The organism is Pseudomonas sp. JV241A (genome assembly GCF_900275665.1).
GTDB lineage: Bacteria > Pseudomonadota > Gammaproteobacteria > Pseudomonadales > Pseudomonadaceae > Aquipseudomonas > Aquipseudomonas wadenswilerensis.
This window is the reverse complement of sequence record NZ_OPYO01000006.1, coordinates 84,731-106,154: the sequence shown is the minus strand read 5'-3', so window position 1 is coordinate 106,154 and position 21,424 is coordinate 84,731. Positions and strand designations below refer to the sequence as shown.

Here is a 21,424-nt window from a genome sequence, read left to right as displayed (position 1 = left end):
CCTGCCGGGCCTTGTTACAGGCCCGGCGACCCTTGATCGTTTCAGCGCTTTCGCCCTGCAGCGGCTAGGGTTATCCTTGAGACCATATCCTTTGCCGTTGGGCGGCTGAAAAACGACCTTGAACGCACCTATCGAACCACATCGCTTCATCCTAGAGCCCTTCGAGGCCCATCGCTTCGCCAACCTGTGCGGGCAGTTCGACGAGCATCTGCGCCTGATCGAACAGCGCCTGGCCATCGAAATCCGCAACCGCGGCAATCAATTCGAGCTGATCGGCGAACCCAAACACACCTCCTCTGCCGAGCAACTGCTGCGCCGGCTCTATCGCGAAGCCAAGGCCACCGACCTGTCGCCGGAAATGGTCCACCTGTACCTGCAGGAATCGGCCGTCGAAGAGCTGGAAAACCCGGCCGTCAACGAAGTCAGCGTTTCCCTGCGTACACGCAAGGGCATGATTCGTCCTCGCGGGCTGAACCAGCAGCGCTATGTGAAGGAAATCCTCAGCAACGACATCAACTTCGGCATCGGCCCGGCCGGCACCGGCAAGACGTACCTGGCCGTGGCCTGCGCCGTCGATGCCCTGGAGCGTGAACAGGTGCGGCGCATCCTGCTGGTACGCCCGGCAGTCGAAGCGGGCGAAAAGCTCGGCTTCCTGCCTGGCGACCTGGCGCAGAAGATCGATCCGTACCTGCGTCCGCTGTACGACGCGCTGTACGAGATGCTCGGCTTCGAGCACGTGGCCAAGCTGATCGAACGCCAGGTGATCGAGATCGCCCCGCTGGCCTACATGCGCGGCCGCACCCTGAACAACAGCTTCATCATCCTCGACGAAAGCCAGAACACCACGGTCGAGCAGATGAAGATGTTCCTCACCCGTATCGGTTTCGGCTCCACCGCCGTGATCACCGGCGACATCACCCAGGTCGACCTGCCACGTGGCACCAAGTCGGGCCTGACCCAGGTCATCGAGGTGCTCAAGGGTGTGCCGGGCATCAGCTTCACGCACTTCCAGCCCAAGGACGTGGTCCGCCACCCGTTGGTGCAGCGGATTGTCGAAGCCTACGAGCGCTTCGACAGCCAGCAGCAGAACCCGACCGAAGGCAAACAACGCGATGCTTGAGCTCGATCTGCAGCTGGCAAGCGATGCGAACCACCCGAGCGAAGAGCAGTTCCGCCAATGGTGCGAGCTGGCCCTGCGCCAGCGCACGGCCGATTCGGAGCTGACCATTCGTCTGGTCGATGAAGCCGAAGGCCGTGAACTGAATCTCACCTGGCGAGGCAAAGACTACGCCACCAACGTGCTGTCCTTCCCGGCCGACGTGCCTGATGAACTGCTCGACATCCCGCTGCTGGGCGACCTGGTGATCTGCATCGCCGTGGTCGAGCGCGAAGCCGCCGAACAGAGCAAGGCGCTCGACGCCCACTGGGCGCACCTGGTCATCCACGGTTGCCTGCACCTGCTGGGCTACGACCACATCGACGACGATGAGGCCGAGGAAATGGAAGCACTGGAACGCACGTTGCTTGCGGAACTGGGCCATCCGGACCCGTACGCCGACGACGAACACGACGACATTTCAACACTGATATCTGCAAAGGATCACGAGTAACCGCCATGAGCGAAGATCGATCGAGCAACGGGCAAAAGTCCTGGCTGGGCAAACTGACCCAGGCTTTTGCCCACGAGCCGAAAAACCGTCAGGAGCTGCTTGAGCTGCTGCGCGAAGCCCATCAGAACAAGCTGCTCGACAGCGAGGCGCTGACCATTGTCGAGGGCGCCATCCAGGTCGCCGACCTGCAAGTGCGCGACATCATGGTGCCGCGCTCGCAGATGATAAGCATCAAGGCGACCCAGTCGCCACGTGAGTTCCTGCCGGCGGTGATCGACGCCGCGCACTCGCGCTACCCGGTCGTCGGCGAAAGCCATGACGACGTGCTCGGTGTGCTGCTGGCCAAGGACCTGTTGCCGCTGATCCTCAAGGAGAACGGCGACAGCTTCAACATCAAGGACCTGCTGCGCCCGGCCACCTTCGTGCCCGAGTCCAAGCGCCTGAACGTTCTGCTGCGTGAATTTCGCGCCAACCATAACCACATGGCCATCGTCATCGACGAATACGGCGGCGTGGCGGGCCTGGTGACCATCGAAGACGTACTTGAGCAGATCGTCGGCGACATCGAAGACGAACACGACGTCGAGGAAGACAGCTACATCAAGCCGCTGCCCAGTGGCGACTTCCTGATCAAGGCGCTGACCCCGATCGAAAACTTCAACGAGTTCTTCGACAGCCAGTTCTCCGACGACGAATTCGACACCGTCGGCGGCCTGGTCATGAGCGCCTTCGGCCACCTGCCCAAGCGTAACGAGACCACCGAGATCGGCCCGTACCGTTTCCGCATTCTCAACGCCGACAGCCGCCGGATTCACCTGCTGCGTCTGACCCCTATTACCCGTTAAGGACAACCATGCGCTGGATCACCCGCCCCGGCTGGCCCGGTAACCTGCTGGCCGTGGCGGCCGGTGCAATCACCACCCTGGCCCTGGCGCCGTTCGACATCTGGCCGCTGGCATTGCTCGCGGCCGGCCTGTTCTACCTCGGCCTGCGCGAGCTTAGCCCGCGCCAGGCCCTGGGCCGCGGCTGGTGCTTCGGTTTTGGCTTGTACGCCGCTGGCACCAGCTGGATCTACGTCAGTATCAACACCTATGGCGGTGCCACGCCGCTGCTGGCCACCGGGCTGTTGCTGGCGTTCTTCGCCGCCATAGCCTGGTTCTTTGCCCTGCCCGCCTGGCTCTGGGCACGCTGGCTGCGCCGCAACGAGGCGCCGTTGGCCGATGCCCTGTGCTTCGCCGCCCTGTGGGTAGGCCAGGAAGCTTTCCGCGGCTGGTTCCTTACCGGTTTCCCCTGGCTGTACTCCGGCTACAGCCAGCTTGACGGCCCCCTGTCGGGCCTGGCACCGCTGGGTGGCATGTGGCTGATCTCCTTCTGCCTGGCCCTGTGCGCGGCGCTGCTGTGCAACCTGCCACGCCTGCGGGCGCGCAAATCGTTCCTGGCGGTGGCCATCGTCCTGCTGCTGGCACCCTGGGCAATCGGCCTGGCGCTGAAGAACCACGCCTGGACAAGCCCTGCGGGCAAGCCGCTGACTGTCGCTGCGCTGCAAGGCAACGTCGAGCAGGAACTTAAATGGAACCCGGAACACATCAACGCCCAGTTGGCTCTGTACCGCGACATGAGCTTCAGCTCGAAACCTGTCGACCTGCTGGTATGGCCGGAAACCGCGGTGCCGATCCTCAAGGAACAAGCCCAGGGTTACCTGGACATGATGGGCAACTTCGCCGCCGAGCGTAATTCGGCGCTGATCACCGGGTTGCCGGTGCGCGAAGTGGTGCACGAGCAACGCCGCTATTACAACGGCATCACCGTAACCGGCGAAGGCGATGGCACTTACCTCAAGCAAAAACTGGTGCCGTTCGGCGAGTACGTGCCGCTGCAGGATATGCTCCGCGGCCTGATCGCCTTCTTCGACCTGCCAATGTCGGACTTTGCCCGCGGGCCGGCTGACCAGCCTCTGCTGCAGGCCAAGGGCTATCAGATCGCGCCATATATCTGCTACGAAGTGGTCTATCCGGAGTTTGCGGCGAGCCTGGCGGCGCGCAGCGATATTCTCCTGACCATCAGTAATGACACCTGGTTCGGCACCTCGATCGGCCCCCTGCAGCACCTGCAGATGGCCCAGATGCGCGCGCTGGAGGCCGGACGCTGGATGATCCGCGCCACCAACAACGGCGTCACCGGCCTGATCGACCCGTTCGGGCGGATCACCGCGCAGATCCCGCAGTTCGAGCGCGGCATCCTCTACGGCGAAGTGGTGCCGATGCAGCAACTCACCCCGTACCTGCAATGGCGCTCCTGGCCACTGGTGATTCTCTGCGCACTGCTGCTGGGCTGGGCCCTGCTGGCCAGCCGGATCGCCAAGACCGTCTAGTAGAACAGTTTGTAGCCGAGCAGGCCGACTGCCTCGTTGAGCAGTTGGCCGCTCTGCCACATGGACTTGCCTTCCGGCAGCCAGCCACCGAAAGGCCGGGCGTGATCGCGGCCGAGAAAGCCCACCGGTGCCGGCACCACTTCAAACCCCGCCTGCTCGAAGCTCCAGCGTGAACGCTGCATGTGCCAGGCCTGGGTTACCACCACCACGCGCTTGATCCCCAGGGGCTGCAACAGCTCGGCGCTCATTTGGGCGTTTTCCCAGGTGGTGCGGCTGCGCTCTTCCTTCCAGCGTACAGTCACGCCCAGGTCACGTTGCAGGGCATCGGCCATCAGTTGCGCTTCGCTGGGTGGCGTATCGTAGTGCAGGCCGCCGCTGGTCAACACGGGCAACCCCGACGCCTTCGCCAACTGCGCGGCGTACCGCATGCGTTCCATGGCAACGCCCGTGGGCTGGTCCTGCGAATCCCAGGCCGGATCGCCGCGTTCGCGGCCGGCGCCGAGGATGACGATGGCATCGGCATGCTGGCTAAGCCCTGCCCACTGGCTGGTGGCCAGTGCCGGTTCGCTTTCCAGTCGATAGGCGGCCTGCTCCACCATAATCGGCAGGCTCATCACCCACAGCCCGCCCAAACCCAGGACGAAGCACAGGGTCGACAGCCGCGGCCAGGACCTGCGCAGCCACCAGGCAACTATAAGTAAGAGCAACAGAATGCCAGGCGGCATGATCATTTGTTTGATGAGATAGCGAAACGGCACAGGACACCTCCTTGGAGGTGCGCAGCCTAAGACGATCGGCACCTGGCAACAATAGCCAGGTGCCGATCAGAGAAGTTATTGACTCAGTGGCGCACTCCGCATTGCGCCGGAAAAACCCGAACGGCTACTTGAATTGCAGCGTCCTGGACTTTGCTGTGGTAGCGGAACGCTTGTCCTTGAGCCAGACGACTCTGGCCGCAGGCGGCGACTCCGGTTGTGGCAATGCGCCGACGCGTCCATGCCCGCCTTCCGGAAGGGATTCCAGATAGGCCTTGATCACTTCGAATTCAGCGCGGCTCAGACCACGCAACTCCAATTCAGCAGGCACTTCATCGCGTAATCGAACGGAAGTTCTGGCGACCTCGAGGGCCAGGCCCAGACGATCGATCAGCCGTTCGTAAAGCTCCGGTTTCGTTGCTTGTTGCTGCGACTCTCCCATCCGTTCACCTCATTGAAGGTAAATGTATCTCCCCCCACACATGAGCTTAGCGTTACTCGTAAAAGCAGCAGGACGCCGCGACCAACGGCCCGCCGCGCCACAGGCGGTGCAATCAGGGTTTCCCTCGATGGACAGGGGTCATGTATGCTAGGCCGTTCACCATACTTGACACCGGATTGCCGATGCAGCGGTTTGATCGCTGCCTGGATAAGGTCTCCCATTTCTCAGCGCAAAGTAGCCATGCACGAACTCTATCAGCCCCGCGAAATCGAAGCCGCCGCCCAGTCTTACTGGGATGAGCGAAAGTCTTTTGAAGTCAGTGAACAGCCAGGCAAGGACACGTACTACTGCCTATCGATGTTCCCGTACCCAAGCGGCAAGCTACATATGGGCCACGTGCGCAACTACACCATCGGTGACGTGATCGCCCGTTACCAGCGCATGCTCGGCAAGAACGTGCTGCAGCCAATGGGTTGGGACGCCTTCGGCATGCCGGCGGAAAACGCCGCGATGAAGAACAACGTCGCCCCGGCCAAGTGGACCTACGAAAACATCGAATACATGAAGACCCAGCTCAAGAGCCTGGGCCTGGCATTCGACTGGTCGCGAGAAGTCACCACCTGCAAGCCGGACTACTACCGCTGGGAACAGTGGCTGTTCACCCGCCTGTTCGAAAAAGGCGTGATCTACCGCAAGAACGGTACCGTGAACTGGGACCCGGCCGACCAGACCGTACTCGCCAACGAGCAGGTCATCGACGGCCGCGGCTGGCGTTCGGGCGCGCTGATCGAGAAGCGCGAAATCCCGATGTACTACTTCAAGATCACCGACTACGCCGATGAGCTGCTGGAAAGCCTCGATGAGCTGCCGGGCTGGCCTGAGCAGGTCAAGACCATGCAGCGCAACTGGATCGGCAAGTCCCGCGGCATGGAAGTGCAGTTCCCCTACGATCAGGCCAGCATCGGCCACGCCGGGGCCCTGAAGGTCTTCACCACCCGTCCGGACACCCTGATGGGCGCCACCTACGTGGCCGTTGCCGCCGAACACCCGCTGGCCACCCAGGCCGCCCAGGGCAACCCCGAGCTGCAAGCCTTCATCGATGAGTGCAAGAGCGGCAGCGTCGCTGAAGCCGACATCGCCACCCAGGAGAAAAAGGGCCTGGCCACTTCGCTGTTCGTGGAGCACCCGCTGACCGGCGAAAAACTGCCGGTGTGGGTCGCCAACTACGTGTTGATGCACTACGGCGACGGTGCGGTCATGGCTGTTCCGGCTCACGACGAACGCGATTTCGAGTTCGCCCACAAGTACAACCTGCCGGTCAAGGCGGTGATCCGTACCAGCGCTGGCGATGAAGTCGGCAGCGAGTGGCTGGTCGCCTACGGCGAGCATGGCCAGCTGATCAATTCCGGCGCATTCGACGGCCTGGACTTCCAGGGCGCCTTCGACGCCATCGAAGTGGCACTGATCAAGAAAGAAATGGGTAAATCCCGCACCCAGTTCCGCCTGCGCGACTGGGGCATCAGCCGTCAGCGTTACTGGGGCTGCCCGATCCCGATCATCCACTGCCCAGCCTGTGGCGATGTTCCAGTACCGGAAGACCAATTGCCGGTCACCCTGCCAGAAAACGTCGTCCCCGATGGCGCCGGCTCGCCGCTGGCGCGCATGCCCGAGTTCTACGAGTGCAGCTGCCCTAAATGCGGCACCGCGGCCAAGCGCGAAACCGACACCATGGACACCTTCGTCGAGTCGTCCTGGTACTTCGCCCGCTACGCCTCGCCTAACTACGAAGGCGGCATGGTCGACCCGAAAGCGGCCAACCACTGGCTGCCGGTCGACCAGTACATCGGCGGTATCGAACACGCGATCCTGCACCTGCTGTACGCGCGCTTCTTCCACAAGCTGATGCGCGACGAAGGCCTGGTCACTTCCAACGAGCCGTTCAAGAACCTGCTGACCCAGGGCATGGTCGTCGCCGAAACCTACTACCGCGTTGCCAGCAATGGCGGCAAGGACTGGTTCAACCCGGCCGACGTCGAAATCGAGCGCGATGCCAAGGCCAAGATCATCGGCGCCACGCTGAAGACCGACGGTCTGCCGGTCGAGATCGGCGGCACCGAGAAGATGTCCAAGTCCAAGAACAACGGCGTTGACCCGCAGGCGATGATCGAAGCCTACGGCGCCGACACCTGCCGCCTGTTCATGATGTTCGCCTCGCCACCGGACATGAGCCTGGAATGGTCCGACTCCGGTGTCGAAGGTGCCAACCGCTTCCTGCGCCGCGTCTGGCGCCTGGCTCAGGCCCACGTAGCCCAGGGTCTGCCGGGCAAGCTGGACATCGCCAGCCTCGATGACGGGCAAAAAGTGATCCGCCGCGCCATCCACGCTGCCATCAAGCAGGCCAGCACCGATGTCGGTCAGTTCCACAAGTTCAACACCGCCATCGCCCAGGTGATGACCCTGATGAACGTGCTGGAAAAGGCCCCGCAAGCCAGCGAACAGGACCGCTCCCTGCTGCACGAAGGCCTGGAAGCCGTCGCCCTGCTGCTGGCACCGATCACCCCGCACATCAGCCATGAGCTGTGGCAGCGACTGGGTCACCAGGGCGCCGTGATCGACGCCGCCTGGCCGGTGCTGGACGAAAGCGCCCTGGTCCAGGACAGCATCGTCCTGGTCATCCAGGTCAACGGCAAGCTGCGTGGCCAGATCGAAATGCCGGCCGCGGCCAGCCGCGAGGAAGTCGAAGCCGCCGCCCGCAGCAACGAGAACGTGCTGCGCTTCACCGAAGGCCTGAGCATCCGCAAGGTCATCGTGGTACCGGGCAAGCTGGTCAACATCGTCGCCAACTGACAGGAAACGCCGGCCCGCCATAGCGCGGGCCGGCGCACAGAATCGGCCCACAAGGGAGCTACAACATGATCAAACGCAATCTGCTGGTAATGGGCCTGGCCGTCATGCTCAGCGCCTGCGGTTTCCAGCTGCGCGGTACTGGCAACACGGAACTGGCGATCAAGGAACTGGACCTGAGCGCGCGTAACGCCTACGGCGATACTGTGGTGCAACTGCGTCAGGCGTTGCAGAGCAACGGCGTTAAAGTCTACGCTGGCGCGCCTTACAAGCTGGTGCTGACCAACGAGCAGGAAACCCAGCGTGCTGCAACCTACTCGGGTGGCTCGGGGCGCTCGGCCGAGTATGAGCTGACCACGGTGTTGAGCTACAGCATCGAAGGCCACAACGACACCAACCTGCTCAACGACAAGCTCGAAGTGCGCAAGATCTATGTGCATGACGGCAACAACATCACCGGTTCGCAACAGGAAGCTACCCAAACCCGCGTAGAAATGCGCCGCGACCTGGTGCAGAACATGCTGGTGCGCCTGCAGTTGCTAACCCCAAGCCAGCTCGACAGCCTGCAGCAAAAGGCTGACGAACGCGCCAAGGCCGAAGCCGACGCCCTGGAAGCCGCCCGCCGTGCCCAGGACGAAACGCCTCAGCAATCGCCGCTGCAACTGCCGGTCAACTGAGAATGAACGGGGCACTTCGGTGCCCCGTCTGCCATCATGAAACTCACTCCCGCCCAGCTCAACAAACACCTGCAAGGCAGCCTCGCGCCAGTCTACGTGATCAGTGGCGATGACCCGCTGCTGTGCCAGGAAGCCGCCGATGCCGTGCGTGCCGCGGCACGCCAGCAAGGTTTCGATGAACGCCAGGTGTTCAGCGCCGATGCCAACTTCGACTGGGGCACCCTGCTCCAGGCCGGGGCCAGCCTGTCGCTGTTTGCCCAGCGCCGTGTGCTCGAACTGCGTTTACCCTCCGGCAAGCCCGGCGACAAAGGCGCGGCGGCGCTGATCGAATACTGCTCCAACCCCGCTGAAGACACCCTGCTGCTGATCAGCCTGCCCAAACTCGATGGCAGCGCGCAGAAGACCAAGTGGGGCAAGGCACTGATCGAAGGCCAACACGCCCAGTTCGTACAGATCTGGCCGGTAGACAGCCACCAGCTGCCGCAATGGATCAGCCAGCGCCTGTCCCAGGCCGGGTTGAGCGCCCAGCGCGACGCAGTTGACCTGATCGCCGCCCGGGTTGAAGGCAACCTGCTGGCGGCGGCCCAGGAGATCGAGAAGCTCAAGCTGCTGGCCGAAGGCAATCAGATCACGGTCGAAACGGTGCAGGCGGCGGTAGCCGACAGCGCCCGTTTCGATGTTTTCGGCCTGGTCGATGCGATTCTCAATGGCGAGGCGGCCCACGCCTTGCGCATGCTTGAGGGATTGCGCGGCGAAGGTGTCGAGCCACCCGTGATTCTCTGGGCCCTGGCCCGGGAGCTGCGCCTGCTGGCCGGACTTGCCCAGCAGTTCAGCCAGGGCGTGCCGCTGGACAAGGCTTTCAGCCAGGCCCGGCCACCGGTCTGGGACAAGCGCAAGCCATTGATGAGCAAGGCCCTGCAACGCCATTCGGCGCAGCGTTGGAGTCAGTTGCTGCAAGATGCCCAGCGTATCGACGCACAGATCAAGGGCCAGGCACAGGGTTCGGCCTGGACCAGCCTGGCGCGCTTGTCGTTGTTGATGGCCGGGCAGCGCCTGGCGTTGCCGGCGGAGTGAAGCCGGGGGCTGCTTTGCAGCCCATCGCTGGCAAGCCAGCTCCCACGACCGTCCCTGTGGGAGCTGGCTTGCCAGCGATGGCTTCAACGCCTATATTGCGCCCCACACCCACCCCAGCAGGATTCCCTGTCATGAGCAAAAAACCCGCAAAACCCGGGCCCAACAAGGCCAAATCAATCGTTGCCCAGCCTCTGTTCCGTAGCCGCCAGGAACCCGCAGGCAAAGGCAAAGGCAGCTACCGCCGCGAAGCCTTCCAATCGAGAGATTGGGAGGCTTCTTACTTTTTGGCCGCATAAAGGCAAGAATTCGGCAGGCATGGTATGGTCGACACCTGACCTGAAATACCTGGACCTGTGCATGCCCCTTTGTCTTTCCCGTCGCTGGCAACCTCGTCAGCTGATTGCCGCCTCCAGCCTCATCCTGCTTGTCGCCTGCGCGGAAAAACCCACCGCCGCCGATGCACTGCCGCTGGCCCCTGCCCAGCCTGCTCCGGTAGTCACCCTGCCCAACCCCGCCGTCGACACCAGCACTGAAATCCAGCCGCTGCAAACTTTTGCCCAATGGCAGGCAGGCTTCCGTCAGCAAGCCCTGCAAGCGGGCATCAACGCCAGCACCTTCGACAGCGCCTTCCTCGGCGTCACGCCTGACATGGACGTGATCAAGGCTGACCGCAGCCAGCCGGAGTTCACCCGGCCGGTATGGGAATACCTCGATGGCGCGCTGTCGCCGCTGCGCGTTCGCAATGGCAAGGGCCTGCTGGAAAAACACGCTGAACTGCTGAGCCAGATCGAACAACGCTATGGCGTTGATCGCAACGTGCTGGTGTCGGTGTGGGGCATGGAAAGCAACTTCGGCCAGTTCCAGGGCAACAAATCGGTGATCCGCTCCCTGGCCACCTTGGCTTATGAAGGCCGCCGCCCGGCTTTTGCCCAGGCGCAGCTGATCGCGGCCCTGCAGATCCTGCAAAACGGTGATATCCAGCCCGACGCCATGAAAGGCTCGTGGGCCGGCGCCATGGGCCAGACCCAGTTCATCCCCACCACCTACAACACCCATGCCGTGGACTTCGATGGCGATGGCCGTCGCGATATCTGGAACAGTTCGGCTGACGCCCTGGCCTCCACTGCCCACTACCTGCAGAGCTCCGGCTGGAAACGCGGCGAGCCTTGGGGTTTTGAGGTGCAGCTGGCGCCTGGCTTCGATTACTGGCTGGCGGATGGCAGCCAGCGCAAGACAGTCTCCGAATGGCTGCAACTGGGGCTGAAACTGCCTGCCGGCGTACGCCTGCCTACCGGTAGCGAGCAGCTCTCTGCCGCCCTGTTGCTGCCGGCCGGTTATCGCGGCCCGGCGTTCCTGGTGCTGGACAACTTCCGCGCGATCCTCAAGTACAACAACTCGTCGTCCTACGCCATGGCCGTCGGCCTGCTTGGCCAACGGTTCGACGGCTCGGGTTACATCGCCGGATCCTGGCCCAAGGACGACTTGCCGCTGAGCCGCAGCGAGCGGGTCGAATTGCAGACCCTGCTCAGCGCCCGCAACTACGACGCCGGGGCCGCCGACGGCATTATCGGCGCCAACACCCGCAAGGCCATTCGCAGCGCCCAGCAGGCGATGGGCTGGCCTGCCGACGGCTATCCGACGCACAAGCTGCTGGATAGCCTGCGTCAACGCTAAGCAATACAAAAACGCCCCTGTTCAGGGGCGTTTTTCATTCAGCGTCTGAACAAGTCCTGCTCCAGCCGCAAGCACTTGCGATCGGCATCCAGGTGCACCCTGGCCCCTAGCGGCAAGGTCAGGTTCGGGTCGCAATGACCGCTGCGCCATCCGGCCAGTACCGGCACCTGCAACGGCGCGAAGAACTGCCGCATCAAGGGCGCCAGCGCCTCTAGCGTGATCCCGGCAAAATCCCCGACCAGCACGCCACGAATGCCTTCAAGCTTGCCCGCCAGACGCAACTGGGTCAGCAGGCGATCGACCCGGTACAGCGGTTCGTTAACGTCTTCAACAAACAGGATACCGCCGCCACACTGTATTTCTGCGGGTGTCCCCAGGGTCGCGCACAACAGTGACAGATTACCGCCCAGCAAGGGCCCGCTGGCCGCGCCTGGCAGGATGGTGGTCAACGGCCAGGCCTGCGGATGCTCAATGACATCGCCAGCGCTCAAACGGCCGCTGAGCTGCTCGAACAGCGACGCCAGGGTCGGTTCCTGCTTGTTACCCAGCAATTCCGACTTGAGCATGGCGCCGTGGAACGACACGAACCCGGCATGACGGGCAATGGCCATGTGCAGCGCGGTGATGTCGCTGTAGCCGACCAAAGGCTTGGGGTGACGGCGCAGCAGGTCAAAATCGATGTTGTCCAACAGGCGCATGCTGCCGTAGCCACCGCGCAGGCAGATGATGGCATCGACATCCTCGGCAGCGAAGGCGCTGTGCAGATCTTGCAACCGCTGTGCATCGCTACCGGCCAGGTAGCCCTCGGCGGCGGTCACCCCCGGGTAGATCCGGCAACGATAGCCGCGCGCCTCGAACCACTGGTTGACCTTGAGCGTATCAACCTGGGCAGGACCTGCCGGGGCAATGATTGCAATCAGCCCACCTGCCGGCAAGGCCGCCGGCAGCGGCTGGGCATTCGTCAACAGGCCGGCCTGTTGCGTGAAGGGAAGGTTCATCCAGACGACTCCTTGTGTGGACTGATCCGTCCACAGTAAATCAACGATCCGTTCGACGGCGCAAGGAAGCCTTGCCGCAAACAAAAATGCCGATGCCGCAGGGTAGCGGGCATCGGCATTGAGGCACGGCGGCGTCGATCAGAGCTTGATCTTGGCCTCGTTCGCTTGCTGGTCAGCATGGTACGAAGAACGCACCAGCGGGCCGGAGGCGACGTTCTTGAAGCCCATCTTGTAGCCTTCTTCGGCGAACCAGGCGAAGGTGTCCGGGTGCACGAAACGCTGCACCGGCAAGTGGCTACGCGACGGCTGCAGGTACTGGCCGAGGGTCAGCATGTCGATGTTGTGCTCGCGCATGCGGTGCATCACTTCAATCACTTCTTCGTCGGTTTCGCCAAGGCCCAGCATCAGCCCGGACTTGGTCGGTACATGCGGCACCAGTTCCTTGAACTTCTGCAGCAGGGTCAGCGACCACTGGTAGTCCGAACCCGGACGCGCAGCCTTGTACAGGCGAGGCACGGTTTCGAGGTTGTGGTTGAACACATCCGGCGGGGTCTCGGCGGTGATCGCCAGGGCCACATCCATGCGCCCGCGGTAGTCCGGCACCAGGGTCTCGAGCTGGACGCCCGGCGACAGTGCGCGAATTTCACGAATGCAGTCGGCAAAGTGCTGGGCACCGCCATCACGCAGGTCGTCGCGGTCCACCGAAGTGATCACCACGTACTTCAGGCGCAGGTCGGCGATGGCCACGGCAAGGTTCTTTGGCTCGTCAACGTCCAGAGGCTTGGGCCGGCCATGGCCGACGTCGCAGAACGGGCAACGGCGGGTGCAGATGTCACCCATGATCATGAAGGTGGCGGTGCCGCCAGAGAAGCATTCGCCCAGGTTCGGGCACGAGGCTTCTTCGCAGACGCTGTGCAACTTGTGTTTGCGCAGCAGTTGCTTGATACGGTCGACTTCCGGCGAAACCGGAATACGCACGCGAATCCAGTCAGGCTTTTTTGGCAGCTCGTCGGTGGGGATGATCTTCACCGGGATACGCGCGACTTTTTCCGCGCCACGCAGTTTGACACCCGCCTCGACCTTCGGCCGTGGCGCTGGCGTCACGCTTTGCACTGATTCTTGCACAACAGTAGTCATATTCAGAAGATTCCGCCCGTAAGGGTCGTCTGCTCAGCATAGTCGAGGTGCTTGACCAGCTGCCCGCGCAGCCTTGCCCTTACCTCAGAGAGTTCGATCGAGCCTGCCTGATCGCGCAGCTGGGTCATGGCCAGCCCCGCATACCCGCAGGGGTTAATCCGGCGGAATGGCGCAAGGTCCATGTCCACGTTCAGGGCAAGGCCGTGGAACGAACAGCCATTGCGAATCCGCAAGCCGAGGGAGGCGATTTTCGCCCCTTCGACATAGACGCCCGGCGCATCGGCCTTGGCCGCCGCCTCGACGTTATAACTGGCCAACAGCTCGATCAGGCAGCGCTCAATGCGGCTGACCAGATCGCGCACGCCAAAGCCCAGGCGGCGCACATCCAGCAACAGGTACGCCACCAGCTGGCCCGGGCCGTGATAGGTCACCTGGCCGCCGCGATCGGTCTGCACCACCGGGATGTCACCCGGTACCAGCAGATGCTCGGCCTTGCCGGCCTGGCCCTGGGTAAACACCGCCGGGTGTTCAACCAGCCATACCTCATCCGCCGTGCCGGGGCCACGCTGGTCGGTGAACCGACGCATGGCCTCCAGCACCGGCTCATAAGGCAGCAGGCCGAGGTCGCGAAAGCCGAGGCAATCGGGCATCAGAGCACCATTTTCACGATTCCGGTCGCGCGCAGGGCGCTGTTGATATCGTGCAGCTGGTCTTCACCGGTGGCGACGATGTGCAGTTGCACCGTGGTGTACTTGCCTTCCTTGCTCTGGCGTTCGGCCAGGGTATTCATGTCGACCGTGGCGTACTTCTTCAGGATCTCGATCACCGTGTCCTTGAAATTGACCACGGTGTCACCGATGACCTTGATCGGGTAATCGGCGCAGGGGAATTCGATTTTGTGCGATTTGACGTCTTCGGTCATGGCAGTAACGGCCTCGTAAGCCGTGGCAACAACAACGCCCCCGCGTGAGTGGGCGGGGGCGTGGCAGGTCACGATATCAGTTGAACAACCCGTAGAAGAATAGCCGAATGCTATCCCACACACGACGGAAGAAACCACCTTCCTCGACGCCATCCAGCGCGATCAGGTCGGCACTGTGGACAACCTTGTCATCCAGTTTGACTTCCACTTTACCGATCACGTCACCTTTGTTGATCGGAGCGATCAATTGCGGGTTCATGGTCATGCTTGCAGCCAGCTTTTTCAATTGGCCTTTAGGCAAAGTCATGCTCAGATCCTGAGCCAGACCGGCTTTGACCTGATTGGTCGCCCCTTTCCATACCGGCGCCTGGGCCAGTTCGGTACCCTTCTGGTAGAAAGTCTGGGTTTCGAAGAAGCGGAAGCCGTAAGTCAGCAGTTTCTGGGTTTCGGCTGCACGCGATTGCTCGCTGTTGGTACCGAAGACCACGGCGATCAGGCGCATGCCGTCACGTACCGCCGAAGACACCATGCAGTAGCCGGCTTCGTCGGTGTGGCCGGTTTTCAGGCCGTCGACGGTCTTGTCGCGCCACAGCAGCAGGTTGCGGTTAGGCTGCTTGATGTTGTTCCAGAAGAACTCCTTCTGCGAGTAGATCGCGTAGTGAGCCGGGTCTTCGTGGATGATCGCGCGTGCCAGAACCGCCATGTCGTGAGCCGACGAGTAGTGCTCGGGGTTCGGCAGGCCGGTCGGGTTCATGAAGTGGCTGTTGCTCATGCCAAGATCGGTAGCGGTCTTGTTCATCATGTCGGCGAAAGCGTCTTCGCTGCCGGCGATGTGCTCGGCCAGGGCGACGCTGGCGTCGTTACCCGACTGGATGATGATACCGTGCAGCAGGTCGCTGACGCTGACCTGGGTGCCAACCTTGATGAACATCCGCGAACCGCCGGTACGCCAGGCGTTTTCGCTGACGGTGACCGGGTCGTTTTCGCCGATCTGCCCGCGACGGATATCCAGGGTCGCGATGTAGGCGGTCATCAGCTTGGTCAGGCTCGCCGGAGGCAGACGCTGGTCACCATTGTTCTCGACCAGGATGTTGCCGCTGGAGGCTTCCATGAGCACGTAGGACTTGGCAGCCAGTTGCGGCGGCGACGGCATCATCTGCTCTGCCGCGAAGGCGGCAGGGGCAATCATCAGCGGTACAAGCAGGCAAAGGCGTTTGGCAAAGCTGGTTATGTTCATCCGTCTCTCGAAATGGCTAATGGGCTCATGCCCTCATGGGCAAAACGTTTACAGGCGCATGGCCTGACGGGCAAAACCGCCATTGTACATGGCGGCTGCGCCCGGCTGCATGACAAACCGATCAGTCCCCCCGATCAGTCTGCCGTGACGACTTTGGGCTGCCCCAGATTGGCCAGCCGCACGCTGTCCTGCATCTGCTGGGCTTCGCCCTGGCTGTTGATCGGCCCCAGGCGGACCCGGTGCAGGGTCTGCTGGTTACGCACCACCGAACTGATGAAGACCGGCGCGCTGACCATGCTGCTGAGCTTGGAGCGCAGCAGTTCGGCGGCGTCCGGGTTGGCAAAGGCGCCGACCTGCAAGTAAAGACCATTGCTGGCCAGGCCATTATTGCTGGCGACCTGTACCGGGACCACGGCGGCGGCGTGCTGCTGCGGTGGCGGAGTCCATTGTTCGACCGTACCGGTGCTGGCCGGCAGGGCCTGGGTCTGGGCCACTTGCGGCTGGTCGAGCACCATCGGCGCCGCTTGGCCACGCTGAGCCCACCATTGTTTCGGGTCGATACCCTCGACGCGCACCCGCGCGGTACCGGTTTCGGCATAGCCGAGCTTCTTCGCCGCCGCGTAGGACAGGTCGATGATGCGGTCGGAATAGAACGGTCCGCGGTCGTTGACCCGCAGGATCACGCTACGGTGGTTGTCGAGGTTGGTGACCTTGACGTAGGCCGGCAGCGGCAGGGTCTTGTGCGCCGCGCTCATGCCGTAGAGGTCATAGACCTCGCCGTTGGCGGTGTTCTGGCCGTGGAACTTGGTGCCGTACCAGGACGCCGTGCCCTCGGCGCGGTAGTTGCGCGAGTCGGGGATCGGGAAGTAGGTCTTACCCAGTACGGTGTAGGGGTTGGCCTTGTAGTTGCCGGTGTGCACGGTCGGCGTGGCATCGGGGATCTTCGAGACATCGACATCCCACCAGGGCGCGCCGTCCTTGTGGGCCCGGTTGATGTCCAGCCCGGGCTTGGCCCGCACCACATTGGCATTACCCTGGGTAGAGGTGCTCGGGCGGCTGCTCGAGCAGCTCACCAGCACCAGGCCCAGGGCGGCGCAACCAAGCATTTTCAGCGATGTAGCGGAGAACATTACGCGCATTACTTGGCGCCCCGTGCTTGAACCAGCAGGTCCGAGAGCTGATGCACTGCCATGGCATACATCACGCTGCGGTTATAGCGAGTGATCGCGTAGAAGTTTTTCAGGCCCAGCCAGTATTCGGGGCCATTGTCGCCTTCGAGCCGGAAGGCGGTGACCGGCAGATCATCGCGCAGCGCATCATGACTCGACCAGCCCAGTGCCCGCAACTCCCCGACCGTCTTGACCGCGTCGATACCCGGGCTCAGGCCCTCATCGACACGTTCGCCACGTACCGTGGCACGGCTGACCACCTGCTCGCCAGCGACCCAGCCATGGCGCTTGAAGTAGCTGGCAACGCTGCCAATGGCATCGTCCGGGTTGTTCCAGATATTGATGTGGCCGTCGCCGTCAAAGTCCACGGCGTAGGCGCGAAAGCTGCTCGGCATGAACTGCGGCAGGCCCATGGCGCCAGCATAGGAGCCTTTGAGGGTCAGCGGGTCGACCTGCTCTTCACGGGCCAGCAGCAGGTATTCGCGCAGCTCCTTGCGAAAGAATTCGGCGCGCGGCGGGTAATCGAAGCCCAGGGTCGACAGCGCGTCGATCACCCGGTAGTTGCCGGTGTTGCGGCCAAAGAAGGTCTCGACACCGATGATCGAAACGATCACCTGGGCCGGCACGCCGTATTCCTGCTCGGCGCGGGCCAGGGTGGCCTCATGCTGGCGCCAGAAGTCGACGCCACGGGCGACCCGGGCGTCGGTGAGGAACATCGGGCGATAGTCCTTCCAGGGTTTTACCCGTTCGGCCGGACGCGAGATCGCATCGAGGATCGACTGCTTGCGCTGAACCTCGCAAAACACCCCCATCAGCTGCTCACCGGCAAAACCGTAGTCGCGGGTCATTTCGCCGACGAACTCGGCCACCTGGGGCGAGCCGTCATAGTCGCCGGCAGAGGCACCCTGCACCCCGCCGAACAAACCCAGAAAGCCGACCCAAGGCGCGCAACGAGCCGCCCAGCCACGCATTGCTTGCATGTAATTCTTCACCTTATTCAAACCTGCGCAATCCATTTGCGATGCGTATGGATCGACATTAAAACTCCAAACGCTGACAGCAGCGTCACCAACGAAGTTCCGCCATAACTAATGAAGGGCAGCGGCACACCCACTACAGGCAACAAGCCGCTGACCATTCCGATATTGACGAACACATAAACAAAGAAGGTCATGGTCAGGCTGCCGGCCAGCAACTTGCCGTAGAGCGTCTGGGCCTGGGCAGTAATCACCAGGCCACGGCCGATCAACAGCAGGTAGATGAGAAGCAGCGCGCAGATGCCGACCAGGCCGAACTCTTCGCCGAGCACGGCGATGATGAAGTCGGTGTGGCTTTCCGGCAGAAAGTCCAGGTGCGACTGGGTGCCCAGCAGCCAGCCCTTGCCGAACACCCCGCCCGAGCCGATCGCCGCTTTCGACTGGATGATGTTCCAGCCGGTGCCCAGCGGGTCGCTTTCCGGGTCGAGGAAGGTCAGTACCCGTTGCTTCTGATAGTCGTGCATGACGAAGAACCACATGGCCACCGCCACCGGTACCGCCGCCGCCACCACGCTAAGGATCCAGCGCCAGCGCAGGCCGCCCATGAACAGCACGAAGGCGCCGGAGGCCAGGATCAGCAAGGCGGTGCCGAGGTCTGGCTGACGCACGATCAGGATGAACGGCACGCCGATCATGATCAGGCTGATCATCACGTGCTTGAGGTGCGGCGGCAGCGAGCGCTTGGCCAGGTACCAGGCGATGGTCGCCGGCATGATGATCTTCATGAATTCCGAGGGCTGGAAGCGGATCACCCCGGGGATATTGATCCAGCGCGTGGCGCCCATGGCGTTGTGGCCCATGACGTCGACCACCACCAGCAGGATCACCCCGACCACGTAGGCCAGGGGCACCCAGCGCGCCATGAAGCGCGGTTCGAGCTGGGCAATGACGAACATCGATACCAGGCCGATGCCGAAGGAGCTGGCCTGCTTGAGCAGCAGGTCCCAGTTCTTGCCGCTGGCCGAATAGAGGACGAACAGGCTGCCGGCCGCCAGGGTCAGCAGCAGGATCAGCAACGGTCCGTCGACATGGATACGCTGCAGGAAGCTGGCGCGACGACGCATCACGTCCTCGCTGGAAAGCATGCGATCGAAATTGTTCTTCACTGGGCCGACTCCTGAACAACGGTGGCGGGAGCGAACTCGGATTTGAGCCGGCCGTTCTCGTCGAGCAGCCAGGCGTCCATCACCTGACGCATCACTGGCGCTGCGACGCGACCACCGGCCTCGCCGTTTTCGATCATGACCGAGACCACGATCTTCGGGTTCTCTGCCGGGGCGAAGCCGACGAACAGGGCGTGGTCACGGTGGCGTTCCTGAACCTTGTTGCGGTCGTACTTCTCGCCCTGCTTGATCGCTACCACCTGGGCGGTGCCGCTCTTGCCGGCAATCCGGTACTGGGCCCCGGCAGCGGCGGCGCGTGCGGTACCGCGGGCGTTGTGCATCACCTGCTCCATGCCGTGGGTGACCCTGGCCCAGTCGGACTTGTCGCGCAGCACAATGTCTTCCATCGGGTTGTCGTCCACCGGCGGCTGGCCTTCGATGGTCTTGGCCAGGTGCGGACGGTACCACTTGCCCTTGCTGGCGATCAGCGCGATGGCCTGGGCCATCTGCAACGGCGTGGTCTGCATGTAGCCCTGGCCGATACCGAGGATCAGCGTCTCACCCGGGAACCAGGCCTGGCGGCGGGTGGCGCGCTTCCATTCGCGGGTCGGCATCAGGCCGGCGGACTCCTCGAACATGTCGAGGGAGACCTTCTGCCCGAGACCGAACTTGTTCATGTAGCTGGACAGACGGTCGATGCCCATCTTGTGCGCCAGGTCGTAGAAGTAAGTGTCGTTGGAGCGCATGATCGCCAGGTCCAGGTCGACCCAACCGTCGCCGCTGCGGTTCCAGTTGCGGTACTTGTGGTCATAGTTGGGCAACTGGTAGTAGCCCGGGTCGAACACCCGGCTGCTGGCCGTGACCACGCCACTGTCGAGGCCGGCGATGGCCACTGCCGGCTTGATGGTCGAACCCGGTGGGTACAGCCCACGCAGCACGCGGTTGAACAGCGGGCGGTCGATCGAATCGCGCAGGTCGGCGTAGGCCTTGAAGCTGATACCGGTGACGAATGGGTTAGGGTCGAAGCTCGGCTGGCTGACCATCGCCAGCACTTCGCCGGTGTTCGGATCGAGCGCGACGATAGCGCCGCGTCGCCCGCCCAGTGCGGCTTCGGCGGCCTCCTGCAGCTTGATGTCGAGGCTCAGGACGATGTCCTTGCCGGGGATCGGGTCGGTGCGCTTGAGCACCCGCAACACCCGGCCACGGGCATTGGTCTCGACCTCTTCGTAACCCACCTGGCCGTGCAGCTCCGGCTCGTAGAAGCGCTCGATGCCGGTCTTGCCGATATGGTGAGTGCCGCTGTAATTGACCGGATCGAGGGTTTTCAGCTCTTTCTCGTTGATCCGCCCAACATAGCCGACCGAGTGGGCAAAGTGCGCACCCTGCGGGTAATGGCGCACCAGCTGGGCAACCACCTCAACACCCGGCAAGCGGAACTGGTTCACCGCAATACGGGCGATCTGCTCTTCGGTCAGCTCGAACAGGATCGGCACCGGCTCGAACGGCCGGCGCCCCTGGCGCATGCGCTTTTCGAACAGGGTGCGGTCATCCGGGGTCAGTTCCAGCACCTCGACGATTACGTCGAGCACCTGCTGCCAGTCGCCGGAGCGCTCGCGGGTCATGCTCAGGCTGAAGCTTGGCCGGTTGTCGGCGACAATCACCCCGTTGCGGTCGAAGATCAGCCCGCGGGTCGGCGGAATCGGCTGCACATGCACCCGGTTGTTTTCCGACAGGGTCGAGTGATAGTCGTACTGGATCACCTGCAGGTAATACAGGCGGACGATCAACACGCAGATCAGCAGGACGATCGCCACTGCACCGACCACGACGCGGCTACGCACCAGACGGGCGTCTTTCTCGTGATCCTTGAGGCGAATCGGCTGCGACATTGAAAAGGCTTAAGGCTTATTTATGGTAGGGGTGCCCGGACAGTACGGTCCAGGCGCGGTACAGCTGTTCGCCGATCAGTATCCTTACCAACGGGTGGGGCAGTGTCAGTGGCGACAGCGACCAGCGCTGCTCGGCCCGCGCGCAGACTTCCGGCGCCAGCCCTTCGGGGCCGCCAACCATGAAGTTGACAGTACGCGAGTCCAGGCGCCAGCGGTCCAGCTCGACCGCCAGTTGCTCGGTACTCCAGGGCTTGCCATGGACCTCCAGAGTGACAATCCGTTCCCCTGGCTGGACCTTGGCGAGCATGGCCTCGCCCTCCTGACGAATCAGGCGGGCGACGTCGGCATTCTTGCCCCGGGTATTGAGCGGTATTTCCACCAGCTCCAACGACAGCTCAGAGGGCAGGCGCTTGGCATATTCATGCCAACCGTCCTCAACCCACTTGGGCATGCGCGAGCCGACCGCGATCAAACGCAGACGCACG

21 protein-coding genes are annotated in these 21,424 nt (G+C 62.8%); 9 read left to right on the top strand and 12 right to left on the bottom strand.

The annotated features are described in order from the left end of the window. Positions 1 to 118 precede the first annotated feature (118 nt). The 4 genes from JV241A_RS02805 to lnt are packed head-to-tail and all read left to right on the top strand — an operon-like array spanning position 119 to position 3,981. Positions 119 to 1,120, top strand: coding sequence for a PhoH family protein (locus JV241A_RS02805; protein ID WP_115085171.1), 1,002 nt, complete (start codon positions 119 to 121; stop codon positions 1,118 to 1,120). After that, entirely contained in the window at positions 1,113 to 1,610 is a 498-nt protein-coding gene (gene ybeY / locus JV241A_RS02800; RefSeq protein WP_115085170.1) for an rRNA maturation RNase YbeY, read from the top strand. Before JV241A_RS02805 ends, ybeY begins: the two co-directional genes overlap by 8 nt. A 5-nt stretch (positions 1,611 to 1,615) precedes the next feature. Next, positions 1,616 to 2,455, top strand: coding sequence for an HlyC/CorC family transporter (locus tag JV241A_RS02795; protein ID WP_028944390.1), 840 nt, complete (start codon positions 1,616 to 1,618; stop codon positions 2,453 to 2,455). Positions 2,456 to 2,463: 8 nt separating this feature from the next. Then, positions 2,464 to 3,981 carry an apolipoprotein N-acyltransferase gene (gene lnt / locus JV241A_RS02790; RefSeq protein ID WP_115085169.1) on the top strand — a complete coding sequence of 506 codons (1,518 nt, stop codon included), beginning with the start codon at positions 2,464 to 2,466 and terminating at the stop codon, positions 3,979 to 3,981. On the opposite strand, the gene JV241A_RS02785 is transcribed toward lnt, so the two are convergent. Continuing rightward, positions 3,978 to 4,739, bottom strand: coding sequence for a YdcF family protein (locus JV241A_RS02785; protein WP_134061325.1), 762 nt, complete (start codon positions 4,737 to 4,739; stop codon positions 3,978 to 3,980). The two genes, lnt and JV241A_RS02785, sit on opposite strands and share 4 nt — an antisense overlap. Before the next feature lie 124 nt (positions 4,740 to 4,863). Next, positions 4,864 to 5,178 carry a hypothetical protein gene (locus JV241A_RS02780; RefSeq protein ID WP_115085167.1) on the bottom strand — a complete coding sequence of 105 codons (315 nt, stop codon included), beginning with the start codon at positions 5,176 to 5,178 and terminating at the stop codon, positions 4,864 to 4,866. Positions 5,179 to 5,418: 240 nt separating this feature from the next. On the opposite strand from JV241A_RS02780, the gene leuS reads away from it, so the two are divergent. From leuS to JV241A_RS02755, 5 genes are all read left to right on the top strand, one after another. Then, positions 5,419 to 8,025, top strand: a complete 2,607-nt coding sequence (gene leuS, locus JV241A_RS02775; protein ID WP_134061324.1) for a leucine--tRNA ligase — start codon at positions 5,419 to 5,421, stop codon at positions 8,023 to 8,025. A gap of 65 nt (positions 8,026 to 8,090) precedes the next feature. Then, positions 8,091 to 8,699, top strand: a complete 609-nt coding sequence (gene lptE, locus JV241A_RS02770; RefSeq protein WP_134061323.1) for an LPS assembly lipoprotein LptE — start codon at positions 8,091 to 8,093, stop codon at positions 8,697 to 8,699. A gap of 36 nt (positions 8,700 to 8,735) precedes the next feature. Beyond that, positions 8,736 to 9,773 (top strand): DNA polymerase III subunit delta, encoded by a 1,038-nt coding sequence (gene holA / locus JV241A_RS02765; RefSeq protein WP_115085164.1) that lies wholly within the window; start codon positions 8,736 to 8,738, stop codon positions 9,771 to 9,773. Between the two features lie 131 nt (positions 9,774 to 9,904). Continuing rightward, complete coding sequence (gene arfA / locus JV241A_RS02760) at positions 9,905 to 10,069, top strand: alternative ribosome rescue factor ArfA (RefSeq protein WP_038998593.1); 165 nt, start codon at positions 9,905 to 9,907, stop codon at positions 10,067 to 10,069. 61 nt (positions 10,070 to 10,130) lie between these two features. Continuing rightward, positions 10,131 to 11,447: a lytic murein transglycosylase gene (locus tag JV241A_RS02755; RefSeq protein ID WP_115085269.1), complete on the top strand. Its 1,317-nt coding sequence runs from the start codon at positions 10,131 to 10,133 to the stop codon at positions 11,445 to 11,447. 38 nt (positions 11,448 to 11,485) lie between these two features. On the opposite strand, the gene JV241A_RS02750 is transcribed toward JV241A_RS02755, so the two are convergent. From JV241A_RS02750 to rlmH, 10 genes are all read right to left on the bottom strand, one after another. Further along, the gene (locus JV241A_RS02750) at positions 11,486 to 12,445 is read right to left on the bottom strand and encodes an LD-carboxypeptidase (RefSeq protein WP_134061322.1); all 960 of its coding nucleotides are present in this window, start codon (positions 12,443 to 12,445) and stop codon (positions 11,486 to 11,488) included. Positions 12,446 to 12,583: 138 nt separating this feature from the next. Continuing rightward, a complete protein-coding gene (lipA, locus tag JV241A_RS02745) occupies positions 12,584 to 13,582 on the bottom strand; it encodes a lipoyl synthase (RefSeq protein ID WP_134061321.1) in 999 nt (332 codons plus the stop codon). Between the two features lie 2 nt (positions 13,583 to 13,584). Beyond that, positions 13,585 to 14,232 (bottom strand): lipoyl(octanoyl) transferase LipB, encoded by a 648-nt coding sequence (gene lipB / locus JV241A_RS02740; RefSeq protein ID WP_115085162.1) that lies wholly within the window; start codon positions 14,230 to 14,232, stop codon positions 13,585 to 13,587. After that, positions 14,232 to 14,504: a DUF493 domain-containing protein gene (locus JV241A_RS02735; protein WP_115085161.1), complete on the bottom strand. Its 273-nt coding sequence runs from the start codon at positions 14,502 to 14,504 to the stop codon at positions 14,232 to 14,234. Before JV241A_RS02735 ends, lipB begins: the two co-directional genes overlap by 1 nt. Before the next feature lie 76 nt (positions 14,505 to 14,580). Continuing rightward, positions 14,581 to 15,741, bottom strand: a complete 1,161-nt coding sequence (locus tag JV241A_RS02730) for a D-alanyl-D-alanine carboxypeptidase family protein (RefSeq protein WP_100782774.1) — start codon at positions 15,739 to 15,741, stop codon at positions 14,581 to 14,583. A 134-nt stretch (positions 15,742 to 15,875) separates the two neighbouring features. Continuing rightward, complete coding sequence (locus tag JV241A_RS02725) at positions 15,876 to 16,880, bottom strand: septal ring lytic transglycosylase RlpA family protein (protein ID WP_115085160.1); 1,005 nt, start codon at positions 16,878 to 16,880, stop codon at positions 15,876 to 15,878. Next, on the bottom strand, positions 16,880 to 17,890 hold the full coding sequence (gene mltB / locus JV241A_RS02720) for a lytic murein transglycosylase B (RefSeq protein ID WP_134061320.1): 1,011 nt from the start codon (positions 17,888 to 17,890) through the stop codon (positions 16,880 to 16,882). Before mltB ends, JV241A_RS02725 begins: the two co-directional genes overlap by 1 nt. 17 nt (positions 17,891 to 17,907) lie before the next feature. Then, a complete protein-coding gene (gene rodA / locus JV241A_RS02715; protein ID WP_166675638.1) occupies positions 17,908 to 19,011 on the bottom strand; it encodes a rod shape-determining protein RodA in 1,104 nt (367 codons plus the stop codon). Between the two features lie 38 nt (positions 19,012 to 19,049). Then, positions 19,050 to 20,939, bottom strand: a complete 1,890-nt coding sequence (mrdA, locus tag JV241A_RS02710) for a penicillin-binding protein 2 (protein ID WP_115085158.1) — start codon at positions 20,937 to 20,939, stop codon at positions 19,050 to 19,052. Between the two features lie 16 nt (positions 20,940 to 20,955). After that, positions 20,956 to 21,423 (bottom strand): 23S rRNA (pseudouridine(1915)-N(3))-methyltransferase RlmH, encoded by a 468-nt coding sequence (gene rlmH / locus JV241A_RS02705; RefSeq protein ID WP_010222895.1) that lies wholly within the window; start codon positions 21,421 to 21,423, stop codon positions 20,956 to 20,958. Position 21,424 lies beyond the last annotated feature (1 nt).